Annotated in this window: 13 protein-coding genes; 5 read left to right on the plus strand and 8 right to left on the minus strand. The window is 38.2% G+C overall.

Going from position 1 to position 20,224, the window contains the following annotated elements:
- Nucleotides 1-4 precede the first annotated feature (4 nt).
- Genes CRT24_RS15275 through CRT24_RS15285 form a run of 3 tightly spaced genes read right to left on the minus strand, consistent with a single transcriptional unit; the run spans nt 5 to nt 7,496 of the window.
- Nucleotides 5-2,686, minus strand: coding sequence for a c-type cytochrome (locus tag CRT24_RS15275; RefSeq protein WP_099372070.1), 2,682 nt, complete (start codon nt 2,684-2,686; stop codon nt 5-7).
- Between the two features lie 39 nt (nt 2,687-2,725).
- Nucleotides 2,726-4,210 carry a RagB/SusD family nutrient uptake outer membrane protein gene (locus CRT24_RS15280; protein WP_099372071.1) on the minus strand — a complete coding sequence of 495 codons (1,485 nt, stop codon included), beginning with the start codon at nt 4,208-4,210 and terminating at the stop codon, nt 2,726-2,728.
- Nucleotides 4,211-4,220: 10 nt separating this feature from the next.
- A complete protein-coding gene (locus tag CRT24_RS15285) occupies nt 4,221-7,496 on the minus strand; it encodes a TonB-dependent receptor (protein WP_099372072.1) in 3,276 nt (1,091 codons plus the stop codon).
- A 413-nt stretch (nt 7,497-7,909) separates the two neighbouring features.
- Here CRT24_RS15285 and CRT24_RS15290 point away from each other — a divergent pair, with 413 nt between their 5' ends.
- From CRT24_RS15290 to CRT24_RS15310, 5 genes are all read left to right on the plus strand, one after another.
- Complete coding sequence (locus CRT24_RS15290) at nt 7,910-9,766, plus strand: beta-L-arabinofuranosidase domain-containing protein (protein ID WP_218962645.1); 1,857 nt, start codon at nt 7,910-7,912, stop codon at nt 9,764-9,766.
- Between the two features lie 90 nt (nt 9,767-9,856).
- Nucleotides 9,857-11,590, plus strand: coding sequence for an alpha-L-rhamnosidase C-terminal domain-containing protein (locus tag CRT24_RS15295; RefSeq protein ID WP_180269149.1), 1,734 nt, complete (start codon nt 9,857-9,859; stop codon nt 11,588-11,590).
- Between the two features lie 5 nt (nt 11,591-11,595).
- On the plus strand, nt 11,596-14,454 hold the full coding sequence (locus CRT24_RS15300; RefSeq protein ID WP_099372074.1) for an alpha-L-rhamnosidase: 2,859 nt from the start codon (nt 11,596-11,598) through the stop codon (nt 14,452-14,454).
- 10 nt (nt 14,455-14,464) lie between these two features.
- Nucleotides 14,465-14,779, plus strand: a complete 315-nt coding sequence (locus CRT24_RS15305; protein WP_099372075.1) for an L-rhamnose mutarotase — start codon at nt 14,465-14,467, stop codon at nt 14,777-14,779.
- Between the two features lie 41 nt (nt 14,780-14,820).
- A complete protein-coding gene (locus CRT24_RS15310; RefSeq protein ID WP_099372076.1) occupies nt 14,821-15,861 on the plus strand; it encodes a GntR family transcriptional regulator in 1,041 nt (346 codons plus the stop codon).
- 113 nt (nt 15,862-15,974) lie between these two features.
- Here CRT24_RS15310 and CRT24_RS15315 read toward each other — a convergent pair whose 3' ends face one another.
- The 5 genes from CRT24_RS15315 to CRT24_RS15335 all read right to left on the minus strand — a co-directional run bounded on the left by CRT24_RS15315 (nt 15,975) and on the right by CRT24_RS15335 (nt 20,200).
- Nucleotides 15,975-16,532, minus strand: coding sequence for a DUF4136 domain-containing protein (locus tag CRT24_RS15315; RefSeq protein WP_099372077.1), 558 nt, complete (start codon nt 16,530-16,532; stop codon nt 15,975-15,977).
- Nucleotides 16,533-16,581: 49 nt separating this feature from the next.
- Nucleotides 16,582-18,222, minus strand: a complete 1,641-nt coding sequence (locus tag CRT24_RS15320) for an NAD+ synthase (protein ID WP_099372078.1) — start codon at nt 18,220-18,222, stop codon at nt 16,582-16,584.
- A gap of 194 nt (nt 18,223-18,416) precedes the next feature.
- Nucleotides 18,417-19,001: an FKBP-type peptidyl-prolyl cis-trans isomerase gene (locus CRT24_RS15325; protein WP_099372079.1), complete on the minus strand. Its 585-nt coding sequence runs from the start codon at nt 18,999-19,001 to the stop codon at nt 18,417-18,419.
- 78 nt (nt 19,002-19,079) lie between these two features.
- Nucleotides 19,080-19,691: a hypothetical protein gene (locus CRT24_RS15330; RefSeq protein WP_099372080.1), complete on the minus strand. Its 612-nt coding sequence runs from the start codon at nt 19,689-19,691 to the stop codon at nt 19,080-19,082.
- Nucleotides 19,692-19,765: 74 nt separating this feature from the next.
- Entirely contained in the window at nt 19,766-20,200 is a 435-nt protein-coding gene (locus CRT24_RS15335; protein ID WP_180269150.1) for a thioredoxin fold domain-containing protein, read from the minus strand.
- Between the last annotated feature and the right edge of the window lie 24 nt (nt 20,201-20,224).

Consider the following 20,224-nt stretch of genomic DNA (forward strand, 5'->3'; position numbering starts at 1 on the left):
TTAATTATTTTTTCTTATAAATCTCATTGTTCTCATTACCGCCTGACATCAAATAGGCAATAATATCTTTTACTTCATCCGGACTCATCACATTCAGCGTTCCTGGAGGCATGATCGATACTTCAGAACGATTCATTGATTTCACATCACTCTTCGCAAGAGTTTTTGTGACATGTGGTGCATAAGGATTTTGTGATATCACATAATTCTTTTCGTCCTCACTCATTAAACGTCCTAAAACCGAAGTACCGTCTTTCATGTTGAATACTTTTGACTCATATTGGTCAGAAATTACCTTGCTAGGCTCTATGATTGCTTCCAACATGTCACGTTTTGAGAAACGTGTGCCTAACTGCGTAAGGTCCGGACCAACTGATCCTCCTTCACCCTTAATGGTATGACATGATCCACATTTCATCGCCAAGAATAATTCCCTGCCGCGTTTAAAATCACGAACACCAGTGTTCTCATCTACGACTTTTAGTGCAGAATCTACTTCCCAAGCTCTGCCCGGACCTTTTGGTCCTTCGACGTTTTCTGCAAGCCTTGTTCCTTTTTCATTTAACAAGGAGTCACCAGACATCTTGCTGTACATCGCAAATTGATCTTTAGGAACATGTGACAAAGCCATTTTACGTGCGTTATCGATGAAACCGATATAACTGTTACCACCTTTATAGCCAAAAGCTTTATAAAACCAATTGAAATAGTCTTCACGTGTTTCCGGGGTCCAGCCACTGCTAGTATTGCTCAGCGCAGTAGCATAGAATATTTGCTGAGCAGGAGGGATGTTTGCCAACATGTCGGCAATATCCAAACCGTATTGAGGGTTCCTCAAAATCATGTCCGAAGAACTCATGTAGGTAGTTTGAATGGTGTCATCCTTAGCTGTCGCCAATAATTCCAATGTTTTCTTAATTGCAGGCTCACTGTTTAGTGCTAGTAATACTTTTGCTAATTCTCTATTTGTATAATTAGATTTTGCAGGATATAATGGCTCAAGTCTTTGTGCCAAAGCTGCTGCTTGAGCTCCTTCGATCTTGCCCATTCTTGAAATCACGATTTCATAAACCCTTAATAAGTTCTCTAACATTTTTGGAGTGATTTTCTCCACAGGAATTGTAGCTAACTTATTTAAAACTTGTTGTTTGATGGATGGATCAGCTACATGAGCAACTGCAACCATAGCTTCTGTCAAACGAACCACATTTCTTTCTCCAAAAACTAAGTTTTTCCAAGAATCAAATGGTTGATGTTCAAGTGCTACACGAGCTGCATAACGAATATGACGATCTTCATGGCCTAAGTATTCCCAGATTTTTTCTGCTGTACCTGCCGGAGAAGGTTTATGGTACTGTTCAATTTCACGACGTAATTTGACCTCTGCGTTTACATTTGGTTTTGGAGTTTCAGGATTGATTTTATCTCGATCTTTGTGATAAACACGATAAAGATCAGATTCTAACCTACGACCTCCAGTCAAGAAATAAAGAGAACCATCTGGCCCAATAGTACCATCTGTCAGTGGAAGTGGAGAACCCGAAATGAATTCTTCAGCATTTGCCTTATAAGATGCGCCATCAGGAGTCAAATGAATCGCGTAGATAATACCAAAACTCCAGTCAAAAGCAAATAAACTGTTTCTATATTTATCTGGGAATTTGGCTTTATTTGGGTTAATAAAGTTAGTAGGAGAGCCTTGGCCGATGTTTAAAGCTGCTGGTAAGTTATCTAAAAATCTCTCATCCCATTTTGCATCACCTTTTCTCCATCCATATTCTGCTCCGCTTGTAACGTGTAGAATACGTGTTGGACGGTACCACGGCATCCCAAAATCCCATTCCATATCGGAATCGTAAGTAAATAACTCGCCATCATTATTGAATGCCAAGTCAAACCCATTACGCATTCCTGAAGCAATCAATTCCCAATTCTTACCTTCAGCATCTGTTTTTGCAATCCATCCACCCGCGTTATGAGAATCTGAATCATGACCATGCGTATCATAAATCATAGGAAGCAAATTGTCCAAACTGTCGTTAGGCTTCAATCTATAACTGTTCATTTTAGGGACTTTCGTGAAATTCCCCGCAATGACATAAATTGCTGAATCAGGACCTTGAATAATACTGTGTGGACCATGCTCACCTTCACCCTCCAAGGCCAAGATTTGAGTTATCTTGTCCAATTTATCGTCGTTGTTGGTGTCTTGGATTCTATATAGACCAGAACCTTTTGATAAATTCTCGTTTGGACGATGGTTGATCATCACATATAAGCTGTTATTTGCCCATAACAATCCTTGTGCAAAACCCATTCCTACCTTGGTTTTGGAAGTGTCTGCTGGATCCTGACCCTCGATAGGAAAATCTAAAGGCTCAATCTTAGGCTTAACAGTGGTGTCAGAACCAATCGGAGGTAATTCCACGCGGAATAATCCGCCAAATTGATCTGAGGTAATCATACGACCTTTGTCATCAAAAGTCATAGAAACCCAAGACCCTTTTTCGTCATCAGAAGGGCTATATATGTGTTCAATCTCAAATCCATCCGGTAAGACAATCTTATCAGTCTTTGGATTTGGCTCCTTTACCACTTCTGTTTCCTTTTCTTGTTTACATGATCCCGCAAATATCAGCAGGAACATACCAAACAAATACAATTGTGCTCTTTTCGTTTTTATCATTTGGTTATTATGTTGAATAATTTATAACAGCTTATATTCCTACCAACCTTCATTTTGTTCAATGCCATTGATCTGGATTTCTCTTTGAGGAATCGGGAACAATAATTTGAACGGTTGGATATTATATGAAGCACTGCTTAATCTCGACAATCTTTTCTTTTCTTCAGCTCCGTGAGCAGTCATCACTTCGATGGCCTTACCAGTACGCAATAACTGATACCATCTATGACTTTCAAAAGCCACTTCCACGCGTTGCTCTTTTGCAATAGCATCACGTAAAGCATCTTTTGATAAACCAGACAATGCTGGTAAGCCTGCACGTTTTCTGACTAGGTTTAAGTGTGCATATGGATCTCCTGATCCAACTTCATTTTGTGCCTCCGCTAACATCAATAAGACGTGGGCATAACGGTATACCGGCCAGTTTTCATCTGAACGACCATCCTCAATATATGGTGGATGGTAATATTTCTTGATAAATGGCATATTCCCGTTAAATGCTTTAGATTCCTGGAAATTTGCGTTCGAAGGATCAGAAAACATCTGGATAGATTTATCACGTCTATTATCTCCCGCCTCGTAAGCATTGTAAATACTCGGAGTTGGAATATTACTACCGCCTAAGTTTCCTGAAAAACCTATCAACTTCATCTTCGCATTCCGAGGGCCAAACATGTAGATAAAATTACTGTTCTCACCCTCTACGGATTGGTCGTATTGTATTTCAAAAACCGATTCCGCATTGTTTTTAGAATTTGGACTAAAACAAGAAGCGTAGTCTGGCATTAATGAATACCCTAATTTAGTAACTTCTGTGAAATTTGTCACAGCGTCTGCATATTGTTTCCGTGTCAAGTATACATCTCCCAATACCGCATGTGCCGCCCCTTTTGTAGCCCTTCCTTTGTTATTATCATCATAACCTGGAGGTAAGCTGGCAATGGCATCCTTGAAATCCTGAATAATAACAGTATAAATTTCATCAACAGTACCTTTTTTGCCATCTGTAAAAGCATCCTGAGGATTCGCTACTTCTTTTGTATGCAATGGAACCTCGCCAAACAACCGAACAAGGTGGAAATAGGCAAAGCCACGGATGAATTTTGCCTCACCAAGATACTGTTGTTTCACTTTTTCATCAGCAAAGGGAACATTGTCAATTCTGCTAATGATGACATTGGCCTGCTGAACGATACCAAACAGAGCAACCCAAGCATTGTTAACATAATTGTTAGAAGAAGTAATGAGAAATTCATCAATCTCCTCACGTTGTTGTGCACCACGGTCTGTTTCATCGTACTGATAATTTGTGTTATCAGCCCTCATTTCCGTCATTGCCCAAAAATCACTCGTATATAATCCTTGCAATCTACTGTAAACACCGTTTACAGCTCGAAGGACCTGACCTTCATTTTCGTAATAATTATCACCACTTGAAAAGGTATAAGGTTCTACATCCAATAACTTGTTGCAGGAGCTCATGCTCAATAAACCTAGACCTAATAGAATATATCTTAATTTCATAACTCTTGCCTTAAAAATTGAAATTCAACCCTAATGTATAAATCCTTGGAACTGGGTATGCTGAGTAGTCAATACCTGGAACTAGCGGACTAGTATCTCCTCTGTTGATATTCGTTCCTTCTGGATTTCCTTCATAGCCTGTGAATACAAACGGATTTTGTAAGTTGGCATAGATTCTAAGATTATTAACTACACCTGCAATACTTTTTGGAAGCGTATAACCTACTGTTATATTCTTGATCCATAAATAGTCTGTTTTTTCCACAAATAATGAATGCGTATCACGATACATTACACGGCCTCTACCAGTACCATTAGTCGTTGGAACCAAACCACTTCCAGGATTGGATTCTGAACGCCAACGATCTGCTACCTCTTTCCTCACATTAAATACACCGTCAATATTGTCGGTATAAAAGCGAGTTGCGTGCAACATCTCTTGGCCCATCGATGCAACCATATTTACGCGTGCATCAAAACCCTTAAAAGTCAAGGTGTTCGTCATGCCTAAAGTAAAGTCAGGATAAGGATTTCCAATAACATCAAAGTCATCATTAGGAGTGATTTGTCCATCGCCGTTCACATCACGCATTCTTAAGTTTCCAGGAATTGCCCCAGGGAATGCAGGATACTTTTCTAAATCAGCTTCATTTTGGTAAATCCCTTCAACCACATAACCGATGATCATCCCAACAGGCTCGCCAATTCTCGTGATATTCGTGAAGTTACCTTCAGAACTTGCCCCTGAATAGATCGGATCTTTACTTCTTCCCAAGTCAATAACTTTATTTCTGTTGAATGAAATGTTGAAATCAGTATTCCAAGTGAAGTTTTCACGAGCAATGTTGGCTGAACTTATTGAGAACTCAAAACCTTTATTTTCTACATCACCTCTATTTTCAGTTACTGAACCAAATCCAGAAGATTGTGGAATAGGTGTGTTCAATAATAAGTCTAATGTGTTGCGTTTATAGTAGTTAGCGGTAAAAGTCAAGCGGTTGTTCCACGTGGTAAAGTCTAAACCGATGTTCAACTCTTTCATTCTTTCCCATCCCAAGAAACTATTGCCCAGACTGTTCATTGTACGTCCTGGTGCCAATGTTCCATTCAATACATAATTCGCAGTACCGATACTACTTAACGATGCGTAGTTTGCAATGTTGAAGTTACCACTACGTCCATAAGAAGCCCTTAACTTTAATTCATTAATCCATTCTTTATCTTTCAAGAATGCTTCCTCAGACAAACGCCAACCTACAGCGACAGAAGGGAAAGAACCCCAACGGTTGTCTTTACCGAAACGGGATGATCCATCTGCACGGTAAGATGCTGTCAAAATATAACGGTCTAAATAGGAATAGTTAATCCTTGCCAAATAAGAAATCAAACCCCAATCCTCTATACCTGTACCACCAGTAATCCTTGCAGCACCATTTAGAGTTTTAATGTCATCATCTGGAAATTGCGAACCATTGAAGCCTGCACTCTTATTTTTTTGCATCTGGATGGAATAACCCGCCAAGGCTGATATGGTATGACCGCTCTCAGTTGAATAATCATAATTTAAGGTATTCTCATTTGCCCAGTTCAAATATTGGCCTCTCCAATAACTACCGCTAGGAATTGATAATCCTGGTGCATTTTGATTAGGGATAGTTGATGGTCTAAAATATTCACCACTTTCATCTTGGTAATCTACGTTGAAGGTAGTCTTGAACTTCAAATTGTCCAAAAAGCTATATTCAGCAAATGTGCTCATCAATAACTTTAACTTTGAACTCTTATCCGTTCTTTCGTTCATATATAAAACTGGGTTTGGGTTACCAAATGTTCCCGATGATTGGATATATGGAATTAAATTGCCAGCATCATCATAAACTTTTGCAACTGGAGTCGTGATTTCAAAGAACTCATCACGTCCTTGACCGTTAATACCCCCTTCAAGATAGGTTAGGGTAGGAGATATGTTCATGCCTAATTTTAATTTCTTGGCAAGATTTCCTTCCACATTTGCGCGAATGGAGAAACGGTCGAACCCTGTGTTCAACATGACACCTTCTTGGTTTAGATAACCAGCAGATACAAAAGAACGTACATTTTCATTTCCACCACTGAAACTTACGTTGACATCAGTCAATGGAGCTACACGAGTAACTTCATCATACCAATCAACACCTTCACCTAAAGCAGCAGGGTTGCGGTAGTCTTCAGGGATATCGTCGATAGTTGGTTCTCTGCCTTCTTCAAACCTGATTTTATCTTCGATAGCTTCTTTGCGGAATTGCGCAAACTCTGCTGCGTTCATCAAGTTCGGTCTTCCTTTCTGAGGTACTTGTTGCAAACCAGAACTTACTGCCACATCGATTTTCATCGGACCATCAGCTCCACGCTTGGTATTGATCAAGATAACACCGTTGGAACCCCGTGAACCATATATCGCAGTTGCGGATGCATCTTTCAATACAGTCATGGACTCAATGTCATTCGGATTAAGAGTTGCCAATGGATTCCCTCTCTCACTAGAAGATGTTGGAACTGGGAAACCATCAATAACATATAATGGTTGACTTCCAGCACCAATTGCACTCATACCACGGATTTGAATTTTAGGACCTCCTCCTGGTGTACCATTTGATGTGCTTACTTGTACACCGGCAATCTGACCAGATAATGCTTGGTCAGCACTGGCTACAGCTTGTCCTTTTACATTTTTCATAGAAACGGCAGCAATCGAACCGGTAACATCTTTTTTCTGTTGGCTACCGTATCCCACAACTACAACTTCTGAGATATCTTCACTGCTGCTATCCAATGTTACATTTTGCGTTCCAGCAGCATTGACAACAATTTCTTGAGAAGCAAAACCAAGATTGTCAAAGGTCAACGTCTGGCCTTTGTTCAACTCGATTTCATACTTTCCATTCAGATCGGTAGACGTGGCAGAATTTGTGCCTTTTACGCGTACCGAAACACCTGCAAGAGGCACTCCTTGGGCATCACTAACTGTACCGGTGACTTTGACTTTTTCTTGCCCCAGTGAAGTAGTTTTCAAGTTGCCCATAGAATTGTCCATGGAAATGTTAAACGCTTCTCTATCCATATTAGAATATGTGTTGGCTTCGGAATAGCCTGCCTGCGATAGTATCAACGCAGGAAAAATTAATGCCAGTTGCAGGAATCTTTTCTTGGGTTCTTTTCCGAAAGTGAACCCCAAAACCTTCCTAAATGTCGCTTTAGGCGCAATCAAGCATGGTGAATTGGTTTTGTTTAATTGGTCATATTGCATACCTTTGCAAAGTTAAATGGTTAAACAATAAAGAGTTTCGACCCTCTTGGTTAGTTTAAAGACCTTTAATGATCAACCGATGGTGCGGGAACACTGTCGGTTTTTTTATGAGGTACTTTTCATCGTTACTTGTAAATAACAAATCAGCTATCTTCTAAATAATACATGTTTTCGTTTTCTTTTGGTTTATGGGTAACTAAGGTTGAACAGTTACCGAAATTAGTTATTTATTTGGGCGCCTATGTTATAGGCTAATGAACCAAATATAGTTATAGCCTTTAGGTTAAGCATCCTGCACCGTCCTGTAAAATACCTGGAAACCTACCTGCACTATCCTGCTAAAATTGAACCTCAAAAATTCGCCTTTTTACTTATTTCTTTCCTAATTTTATCAGAAACCTAATATACACCTAATGAAAAAAGGCTTCTTACTAACTATCCTTTCTATAGGTATTTATACCTGTTCGATTTCTCAGTCTATCCACGACCAAAGGACACCCGTCAATCATATTGATCTTGAGGGATATATTGATGAAAGGTTGGAATCTTCCGTTCAAAATAGAATTCTCGCTCAAGATGTGGATCGATTAATAAATGCATTCGACCCGAATAAAAGAACGGAAACTCATATGTGGCAATCCGAGTTTTGGGGAAAATGGTTTACCTCTGCGGTACTTGCTTATAAGTACAAACCTTCAGATGAACTTTTTAAAACTCTTGAAAAAGCAGTATATGGGTTGATGGAACAACAAACAGCGGATGGTTATATTGGTAATTATGCAGCAGATAAACGTCTCCAACAGTGGGATGTGTGGGGAAGGAAATATTGCCTACTTGGATTATTGTCTTTTTATGAAATTAAACCAGATAACAAGGTATTACAGGCAGCCGAGAAATTAGCGCAGAACCTTATGGATGATCTCCAAAAAGCTGATGGTATTTTGGTTACTAAAGGTAATTATAGAGGAATGGCAGCATCCTCCGTTCTTGAGCCCATCTGTAAGCTCTATGTAGTTACCAATGACAAAAAATACCTTGAATTTGCTGAAACTATTGTCAAGCAATGGAGCCGTCCTGATGGTCCCCAATTAATTGAAAAAAGTAAAGTGAATGTAGCAGAAAGATTTGAAAAACCGAGTTCTTGGTACAGTTGGGAACAAGGTCAAAAAGCATACGAAATGATGTCTTGTTATGAAGGATTATTAGAGCTATATAGAATTACTGGTAATCCAACGTATAAAGAAGCCGTTATAAATACTTGGGACAATATAAAGGCTACTGAAATAAATATTGCTGGATCTGGTGCTTCAACGGAAATGTGGTTCGGCGGGAAAGCATTGCAAGCTGATCCTGTGCACCATTATCAGGAAGTATGTGTCACTGTAACATGGATAAAATTATGCCTACAATTGTTCAGGTTGACTGGAGAGAATAAGTATGCTGAAGAAGCTGAATATGCTTATTATAATGCTTTATTGGGATCTTTAAGTAAAGATGGAGCACAATGGGCAAAATATACGCCACTAAATGGACAAAGGTTACCTGGATCGGAGCAATGTGGAATGGGCCTGAACTGTTGTGAAGCCAGCGGGCCAAGAGCACTGTTTCTGATGCCATTTTATGCTGTAACGCAAGAAAACAATGCTGTTCAAGTAAATTATTTTATCCCGGGAGCATATGATATCCAAATAGGAAAGCAAAAGGCACAACTGATTATTCAAACTGATTATCCCAAATCGTCGACTGTTAGCATTGGTCTAAAATCCAATAAACCTATTGATGTTCCGATTGAAATTAGAATACCAAGTTGGAGTGAGGAAAGCAAAATAGCATTCAATCATGTAAACGTCGAAGATAACATAGAACCTAATACCTATTATCAAATCAATAAAAAATGGAAAGGTTCTGATGTTATTAATCTGGAATTAGACTTAAATCCAAGAATTCTCAAAACTGGTGATCAGGTTCAATCTTTGGCCATCATGCGCGGCCCAATAGTATTGTCCAGAGATGCTATGTTTGCTGAAAATATTCCTGTTTCAGCGGTGCTAACTCCTGTAATAAACAAAAATAATAGAATTGAGTTAGTCGAAACAGAAAATCCAAATAGTTGGATGTCGTTTAAAGCGAAGTTTATCCCAGAATCTTATTCAGAAACTGGTTCGGCACCTGTAGAAATTCAACTCAGTGATTATGCATCCGCAGGGAATATGAAACCTTTGACTTATTTTCAAACTTGGTTTCCTCAATTAATCAATAAGAGTAAATAATTAAAGTTTGTCGCATGAAAGAACAGGATAGTACTTTTAAATTGCTTTTATATCTTTAAAAACATTTTCAGAATTATAACCTATTCAATCATGAAGCATAAACCTATTCTAATACTGGTTAGTATTATATTGTCTCATTTTGTTGCACAGGCACAGCATAAATTAAGCGATGGATCGAAACATATTAGCCCCTTGACAAGGGAATACATCTATCCAACTCGTATAATTTGGCAAGAAGGGGATATCAAAGGGTCAGAAAGCTTAAAAGTGGAAGGAAATGGACAAGCGAACTTGACTAATGATAATATTACCATCTTAAAAAATACAGGTTCAGCAAAAAGTTCTGTTCTTTTGGATTTTGGAAAGGAAATGAACGGATCATTGGAAATTGTAACGGGTATGTGGGGAGGTGGAAATGCTCCGAAAAATGTCAGAATCCGTCTTGGAGAATCTGTGTCGGAAGCAATGTCAGAAATAGGAGCAAAAGGAGCGACCAATGATCATGCCATGCGGGACATGAACCTCCAATTGCCTTGGTTAGGGAAAAATCAAACCGGAGAATCTGGGTTCCGATTTGCTAGAATTGATTTCTTGGATCCAGATGCTGAACTACACCTTAGAGAAGTCAGAGCAATAGCAACCTATAGAGACATACCTTACCTGGGATCCTTCAAAAGTTCAGATGATAGACTCAACAAAATTTGGGATGTTGGAGCTTATACTGTTCACCTTAACATGCAAGATTATCTTTGGGATGCCATTAAGCGCGATCGTTTAGTGTGGGTAGGGGACTTACATCCTGAAGTTGCAACTGTAAATACCGTATTTGGATTTAATGACGTAGTGCCTAGAAGTTTGGACTTGGCCAGAGAATCAACACCGCTCGGCTCATGGATGTGTGGAATCAGTACATATTCCATGTGGTGGATCGTATTACATTACGATTGGTATATGGCACATGGAGATCTAGCTTATTTAAAGGAGCAACAGCCATATCTTCAAGGGTTAGTTAAACAGATTTTAGGTAAGGTTAAAGATGGAAAAGAAGAAATGGATGGTACTCGTTTCTTGGATTGGCCATCTAGTGAAGATAGCTTGGCAATTCATGCCGGTTTACAAGCCATGACAATTTTAGGTCTTGAAAAAGCGTCTCAAATAAGCACATTCTTAAATGATCCAGAAACAAAAAAGCTATGTGATGATGCTTTGGTGAAAATGAGAAAAATAAAACCTAAACACAACAATTCAAAGCAGGCCGCCGCACTAATGTCTTTAGTTGGCTTAATGGATGAACAAAAAGCATATAATGATGTCCTAAAAGTTGGTGGTGCAAAGAAATTCTCAACCTTCTATGGGTATTATATGTTGGAAGCCATGGCAAAAGCTGGAAAATATAAGGAAGCAATGGATATTATTTCCGAATATTGGGGAGCAATGCTTGATTTAGGAGCAACCACTTTTTGGGAAGATTTCAATATTGAATGGCTTCCGAATGCTAGTCGGATCGATGAACTGGTGCCAGAAGGAAAAGTAGACATTCATGGTGATTTTGGAGCATATTGTTATGTGGGACATCGCCATAGTTTTGCGCACGGTTGGGCATCAGGTCCTACTTCTTGGCTCTCGGAACATGTTTTGGGAATTAAAGTCGCTGAACCAGGTGGCAAAGCTTACTCAGTAAAACCAAATCTAGGAAACCTGACATTTGCAGAAGGAACTTTCCCAACAAAATATGGCCTCATAAAAGTCAAACATACAAAGGATGCTAATGGCAAAGTGGTTTCCGAAATCGAAGCCCCAAAAGAAATTAAAATAATTAGATAATAACCATGAACCTACATACTTTTTATAAAATCACATTTTTCTGCTGTTTGGTTTTCTTTTCCTTGCTTAACATAGCTTTTGGACAAATTAATCCAACATATTTAAGAACTGAGTATAAGGTAAACCCTTTTGTTGAAGAAGCAAAACCACGCTTAAGTTGGGAACTTGAAGGGAAGGGGTTCAATAAATCCCAGTCAGCATACCAAATTATGGTGGCTTCATCTGAGGGTTTATTGGAAAAAAATAAAGCTGATTTATGGGATAGCAAAAAAGTAAATGGAAACAATACAAATCAAATTGAATATTCAGGCAAATCAATAGCATCAGGTCAACGTGTGTATTGGAAAGTCAAAGCCTGGGATGAGAAAGATAAAGAGGGTAAATGGTCAAAAATTCAATCTTGGGAGTTAGCAAAACCAGATGAAAATGATTGGCAAGCAAAGTGGATAGGAATAGATCTTAATCATTTGGCAGAAAAGGGTGAATATCATTTGCCTCCTTCTCCATATCTTCGAAAACAGACTAACCTTAGCAAAAAGATAAAATCTGCTCGCCTTTATATCAGTTCTCTAGGCTTACATAACTTTTATATCAATGGTGAGAAAATTGGAAAAGATTTCTTCGCTTCTGGCTGGACAGATTATAACAAAAGAGTGTATTACAACGTCTACGATGTAAGCGATAAGCTCAAAGCAGGGGAAAATGTATTTGGAGCTATTTTATCGAATGGCTGGTATGCAGGATATTTAGGTTATGCACTTTTAGTTGGGTCTCCACAAGTAAAGCAGTTTTATGGAAAGTTTCCTTTGTTGAAAGCTCAGGTTGAAGTTCAATATGAAGATGGTTCGAAAGAACAGATTATCACGGATGGATCTTGGAAAACCAGCACTGGAGCAATTCTGGAATCAGATTTCCTTGAAGGAGAAAAACATGATGCAAGACTAGAACCTATCGGTTGGGACAAGGTTGGTTTTGATGATTCCAAATGGAAAAATATCCAAGCATTTGAAGATAAACCCGGACAATTGCTTCAGCTTTATCCAAGTAATCCTGTTCGCGTTGTCGAAGAATTAAAAGCTAAATCTATCAAGAAAATTGCCGAAGGCAAATATATTGTTGATTTTGGTCAAAACTTCGCTGGAAATATTCATTTAAAGTTGAAAGGCAAGCCGGGTGATTCTTTAGTATTTCGTTATGGAGAGATGCTTTTCCCTGATGGATCATTGATGGTTGACAATCTAAGAAAAGCCCGAGCTACGGACACATATTTCTTTAAAGGGGATAAGGTTGAAGAATGGAGCCCAAGCTTTACATTTCATGGATTTCAATTTGTAGAAATCTCAGGCTTGAATGAGGAACCTAAATTAGACTTCTTGACAGGATTGGCATTGAGTTCGGATCTAGACCAGGTTGGTCATTTTGAGTCTGATAATGCAATGCTTAATCAATTGTACAGTAATATTATCTGGACCCAACGTGCCAACTATATTGATATTCCAACTGATTGTCCTCAGAGGGATGAAAGGTTGGGCTGGACTGGTGATGCACAGGTTTATATGCGTTCAGCGATTTTCAATGCTGACGTAGCGCCATTTCACAAGAAATGGCTTCAAGATTTACATGACTCCCAATGGGCAAACGGTGCATACCCCGTTTATTCACCGATGCCTGTAAATGAGCAAGGGGTTGCAGCAATACGTGCATCCGATGCTTTCTCTCCGGGATGGTCTGAAGCTGGAATCATTTGTACCTATGAAATATTTAAAGCCTATAATGACCACCGAATCGTTCGTGAGTCGCTGCCGTTCATGAATAAGTTTATGGCTTTCCTGAAAGCAAGGACCAAAGGTGGAGTCTTAAAAGAAAAATCGTTTGAAGACGTGAATCCTAAAGGCGGGTTTGGGGATTGGCTTTCAGTTGGTGAAAAAACCAGCCCTGATTTATTGGCTACAACATATTATTTTTACTGCAATAAGCTAATGGCAGAAATGTGTCGTGCCATCGGTGACCTACAGTTGGCAAATGATTATGAAAAGGAATCATTAACCGTTAAAAATGGCTTCAAAAAGCACTACATGGAAAAAAGTGGAAGGCTCAAAACTAATTCAGCACTTTATGGAAATGGAGAAGGGTACGTCGAAGGGCAAAATGGTTTTGCCGGGCATACCCAAACAGCCTATGCTAATGCCTTGTATTCCGGAATATTGAATGAAGAAGATCAGATATTAGCCGGTAAATTCTTACGTGAGTTGGTAGAAGCGAATGATAATAAGTTGACAACTGGATTTTTAGGATTCAAACCACTCTTACCAGCATTAACTTCCTCCGGATCTTCAGATAAAGCCTATCAATTGTTGCAAAGTACAGAATACCCATCCTTGGGATACGAAGTTGTCAATGGTGCGACCTCAATATGGGAACGCTGGGACAGTTTTACTAAGGACAAAGGATTTATTCACAATGCAGCCATGAATTCTTTTTCACACTATGCTTTTGGATCAGTGAATGAATGGATGTTCGAAAATATGTTGGGGATAAAAGCAAAGGCAAATGGTTACCAAGAAATTTATATTCAACCAGAAATAGGTAACTACGGAATAAATAAAGCCTCAGGGTCATTTAGATCTATGGCAGGAAATATTAAAAGTGGTTGGACAAAATCAAACGGCGAATTGATTCAACAATTAGAAATTCCGGTAAATGTAAAAGCTTTTTGTTTTGTTCCCGTTACAGAAACAGCAAGCATTCAAATCAACGGTGAACCTATCGACAATAATAATATTGTGAAATCAATTAAGAAAATGGAAGGAAAAGTATTGGTAGAGCTGGGGTCTGGAAATTATACGATTAAATCCAAAATTTAATTCCTGTAAGATGAAACAAGTAGCATTTAAGATGAAATTGTTGGCCGGCAATGAAGAAGAATATTTGCACCGACATCAAGAAATATGGCCGAAATTAGCCGAGTTATTAAAACAAAATGGTATTTCTGAATACAGTATCTTCTTAGATCCTGAAACATTGGATCTGTTTGCTGTTCAAACACTCAATGAGCATTATAATGATTTAACATTGAGAGAACATCCAATCATGAAGGAATGGTGGGAATATATGAAAGATCTCATGGAAATAAATGCAGATTATTCACCCAAAACATTTCCATTAAAACAAGTATTTTACTTACCTTAGGTCATATACAATTGAACCAATCTTAGTAATACTTCTAACTTATGACTAATAAGGTAACTGATTTCTTGAAAACCATTCAGATTAGTGACTTTTCTGCCACACCTAAATATAAGCAGCTAGCCAGTGCCATAATCGATGCAGTTAAAAGCGGAACGCTGGAGAAGGATGATATGCTACCTTCCATCAACGAGCTTTCCGTCTATGTGGATATCTCTCGTGATACCGTAGAAAAGGCCTACAAATTCCTGAAAAATGCAGAAGTAATCGCTTCAATACCAGGAAAGGGCTACTATATCGCGACAACAGATGTAAAGCAGAGAGTAAAGATTGCAATCCTTTTAAATAAATTGAGCGCACACAAAAAAATAGTATACGACTCATTCGCAAAGGAATTGGAAGATGATGCTGCATTAGATCTCTTCGTCTACAATTCTGATATAACCTATCTAAGAACATTATTAGGCGGACTGACCAAAACCTACGATTATTACGTTCTGTTCCCGCATTTTAAGGAAGGGAGAGATCAAGCTCCGGAGATTATTAATAAGCTCATACCGAGAGATAAGTTGGTACTGTTAGGCAAATACGTTGATGATATCCAAGGGGACTTTGCTGCGGTCTATGAAAACTACGAGAAAGACATTTATGGTGCTCTGGAGGAAGCATTACCTTCATTAAGTAAATACCATACCCTAAACCTCATTTTTCCCGATAACAGCGATTATCCAAAAGCAATCATTAAAGGATTTTACAAATTTGCCCAACAATATGCTTTTAACCATTCATTGGTCAGTGAACTTGAAAAAGAAAAGATCGAACTCGGAACTTGTTATATCAATATCGCAGAAGATGACTTGGTCAAACTTCTCGACAAAATCATCAAGAAAAATCTTCAGATTGGAAAGGATGTGGGCGTTATCTCATATAATGAAACCCCGCTCAAAAAGTTTATCCTTAACGGAATCACTACGATCTCAACCGACTTCGAAATGATGGGCAAAATGGCGGCAGAATTAATTAAAAACCGATCCAAAGACCATGTTGAAGTCCCTTTTTATCTGAAACAAAGACAATCAGTATAAAGCTGGAATGCGGCCGCTGAGCACTATAGGAATGGCGGTCGCTGAGCGTAGCCGAAGCGCCCGTTATATAACTAAGCAGAAATAAAAAAGGGCGAAAATCTTCGCCCTTTTCCCTACTTCGTAGGATATTCTTTAAATATTCCTTCTACAACTTTTGGAAGGTTATTAATAGCTTTTTCAGGGTTATGGATCTCACCTGATCCTCTAGCTTGCCAGATTACAGAGTTTGTCCTGCGGTCTCTAGCTTCAATAATCAAATGTGAATAACGAACTTTTTCTTTTCCAACCGGATAAGAACGTCCCCATCCGCCGAAGCCCCACCACGGGCTAAAGCCCCATGGACCACCCCAGCCCCAACCAAAATGTCCGTAGACCATTCTGCTTTTGTTGTTCACGATCGTAATGTAACGGAACAACAAGTCTGGATTGTCCTTGCTGTAATTCATGCCCCTGGCTTCCAACTCATGATTTGCAGTAGACAGAATATTGTCCTTAGCAATATCATTGGTGAAATAATCTTTCGAAAGTGAATCTACCGGAGGTAACCAACCATAAGTTTTATATTGCGAGAAATCCAACTTTTGGACCCTCGTCATATTATATTTATAAGAGCTACAAGAACCCAACACTATGATGGCTCCTAATAGCATAACTGACCACAACTTTTTCATAAATCTCAATTTATATTGTTAGACGATTTTTCAATCAAAAAGTTTAATGCTAAAATGAATATTTTGCAACCAAAGGCATGGACCGTCCTGGACCGAATGCTTTAGGGCTAACTCGCAGGATAGGAGGAGCTTGGAATCTTTTGAATTCTGCATTACAGAGCATTTTATATACCCTATTTACCAATGCCTCATCAAACCCCAAATGGATAACATCATCCTTCGATTTTTCCATTTCAATCAACTGGAACAATACAGCATCCAAAATATCATAGGCTGGCAAGGAATCTGAATCTTTTTGATCAGGTCTTAATTCAGCGGATGGTGGTTTTACAATAGTGTTGATAGGAATGATTTCTCGATCTCTATTGATATAACGTGCAAGTTCAAATGCTTGAGTCTTGTAAACATCACCAATTACACTAATTGATCCGGCCATGTCGCCATACAAGGTGCCGTAACCGACAGCAGCCTCGCTTTTATTTGAAGTGTTCAGTAAAATATTGCCGAATTTATTGGAAATAGCCATCAATAATGTACCTCGAGTTCTCGCCTGAATGTTTTCTTCCGTAGTATCATTTTCTCTGCCCTCAAAAGTCTCTGCTAAGGTGCTGTCAAAAGCTGCTGCAATATCTTTGATAGGAATTATTCGATGCTGGCATCCCGTATTCTTAACTAGATCTAGCGCATCCTTTAAAGAATGATCCGAAGAATATACTGAAGGCATCAGAACAGAAAGCACATTCTCTGCACCCAAAGCTTCACATGCCAAAGCCGCAACCAGAGCAGAATCCAAACCGCCCGAAAGACCTAACACAGCTGTCTTGAAGCCCGATTTCTGAAAATAATCTCTTAAACCTAAAATTAGAGCATCATGAATTAATGAGATTTCTGAGGTCTTCAATTCTTGATGTACCTCTTCAACTTCCAAATCATTATTGTTCAGCTCAACATATTGTAAGTCTTCATCAAATGCGTTTAATTCCATGATGACCTCCGCTTTTCTATTTAGAGCAAGCGATCTACCATCGAAAATAATATCGGTTTGTGCTCCAACCTGATTGACATAAATCAATGGCGCATTTGATTTGATTACATTACGTTTAAGAACGTTCTTGCGGCTTTCAAAATGAGTATACGAAAATGGAGAAGCCGCAATGTTGATAACTAAGTCAGGATTTTCCTTTGCAAGTTCGAGCATAATGTCTCCAACATAAGAATTAGGACCATCATCATCCCAAAGATCTTCACAGATCGTTAAAGCAATTGTTTTACCTTTAAAATTGATACATGATACTACCTTGTTAGGCTCAAAATAACGATACTCATCAAAAACATCATAATCTGGAAGCAGGCTTTTTTTGGTAATGTGCTTAACTTCACCATTGTCTATCAATACTGCTGCGTTGTATAACGATTTTCCTTCACCATCTTTATTAGGAACAGGAGCACCGATAATACAAGCGATATCCTTGCAATGTTTGGCAATAAATTCAATGCTCTGATAGCAATGTTGAAGAAAAGAAGAATTTCGAAGAAGATCCTTTGCAGGGTAGCCGCCAATTGCAAGTTCTGCAAAGACGATCAATTCCGCACCTGCGGACTTAGCTTTTTGAATGGATTCAATAATCTTTTCGTTATTCTTTTCGAAATTTCCAATATGGTAGTTGATCTGTGATAAAGCAATCTTCATATGCCTGAGTTTACAGTAAAAATAGTAATAAAATTTAGTTTTGATACAGAAGAACCATGCCAAATCAAAGTCTTAAACAAGAAAAATGAAGAATTAGATTTCTTGTTTTTAAAACACTAGGATAAATTATAGCCAATAAAAAAAGGCAATCTATTGATTGCCTTAAAGTAAATATTACTGATTTTTTGTTGGTACTAATTTGCACTCTTCAATTTAAGTACTTCAATATTGAAGATTAAAGGAGAGTTCACAGGGATTTTTCCATTTTTATCCGGTTTATTGTCATAGCAATAAGGTGATGGGGCAATAAATCTGATTTTATTTCCAATCAAAAGGCCGTGTGGAAGAATTCCCGAAAATGCATTTGGAGAATTGTTTTCTGGATAAAATATCTGCAACCATGCTGGAATTAATCCGTTAATATCCATCTCATAATTATTTTGTGAATCAAATTCAGTTCCATTCATCAATTCACCTTTATAATTTATGGTAGCGACTACAGGCACCCAAGAGTTCCCCGTTTTAATATACTCGTATGTACTGTCAACAGTAGATTCCAAAACTTCATACCAAATGCCTGTTGTACTGTCGATTTTAGCATTTTCGCCAAAATTCTGCTCTGCATATTCTTTTAAAATAGGAGCTTGTGCCTTTAAAATAGAATCAATTCTTTTTAAATTTTCTTCATAATCACCAAGTCCGTTGTCAGAATCTTTTGAACAAGATGAGATTGTTGTAATAGCTAAAAATGCTATAAAAAGTAATTTTAAATTTTTCATTTTGAGTATAGGTGTTCCATAAAAAAGGCAGCATGTAGGCTGCCTTTATTTGATAATTTTGAATTTCTTGAATGTCTTTTAGCGACCAATTTCAACCACATCGATGACAACATCTAATGGAGAATTTGGAGGAAGAGTACCTGTTCCATCTTTATCCGCAACCTCATTTAGATCATAGTAATAGATAGAAGGAGTAATTAATCTGATTTTAACATTTTTCAACAATCCTTTTGGTAATAAACCAGGGTAGTAACGTCCATTGATGTTGTTAGGGTAGAAAGCAGCTAGCCAAGCACCTGGAGCATAACCTGTTTGAATAGAAGCTCTTGTTGCTGTAGTCACGTTTTTATTATATTTACCATCCAATGACTTCTCCGAATATTTTACACTTGCCGTAACAGGCATAAATGTAGCACCAGATTGAATATATTCAAAAGTACTGTCTACTTCTGCAGTTGTAGGAAGAACCTCAAACCAAATTCCCAATGAATCATTGTATTTTCTTCTCTCAGGATTTAAGTTCGCCTCTGCATAAGCTTTGATTTCATCTTGTTGTGCATCCTTAGTTGAATCTAATCTTGCTTGTTCTTTTTCCCAATCAATTTGCTCATAATTGTTATCATCCTTCATACAAGATGAAACTGCAACCACCGCTAAAAAAGCTACTAAGAGTAATTTTAAGTTTTTCATATTTGTTTAAGTATCTTATTTCTGATGTTGTAAACGTTAATCAAATCAATTTTGCTACAACAGCAATGTTAAATTTATAAAATATTTAATATTTGCTTAATACTTAAGTAATTAATTTTTTTCATTTTCACCGAAAAATCTGCATTCATGACCAAAGTAATCGGGAAAACATGTTTGTCTGAACCCCCCATTAAAATTTTGAATAATTCATGATAATTACCCGTCCTTTTTCTGGAACTTGAATTGGTATATATTACCCTATCGAAAAAAACACTATCGATTGACTCCGCATCAAATTCAACAGCATAGTATTCAGAGTTGAGTTTTTCAATCACCTCTTTATTCCTAAAAGTCTCCCTTAGCATCTTCTTGCAATAGCTGCACCATTCCGTATGAAAGAATATCAAAACTGGCTTTGGATTGCTGTCAAGGGAGTCGCCAAGCTGTTCAAAACTGACCCAGTTGACCACAGGTTCAGGCTGCTCTTGAGCCTGAACTTGTGATGACATCAATAAGATGAATAATATCAATAT

Source organism: Sphingobacterium sp. 1.A.5 (assembly GCF_002734235.1).
Lineage (GTDB): Bacteria > Bacteroidota > Bacteroidia > Sphingobacteriales > Sphingobacteriaceae > Sphingobacterium > Sphingobacterium daejeonense.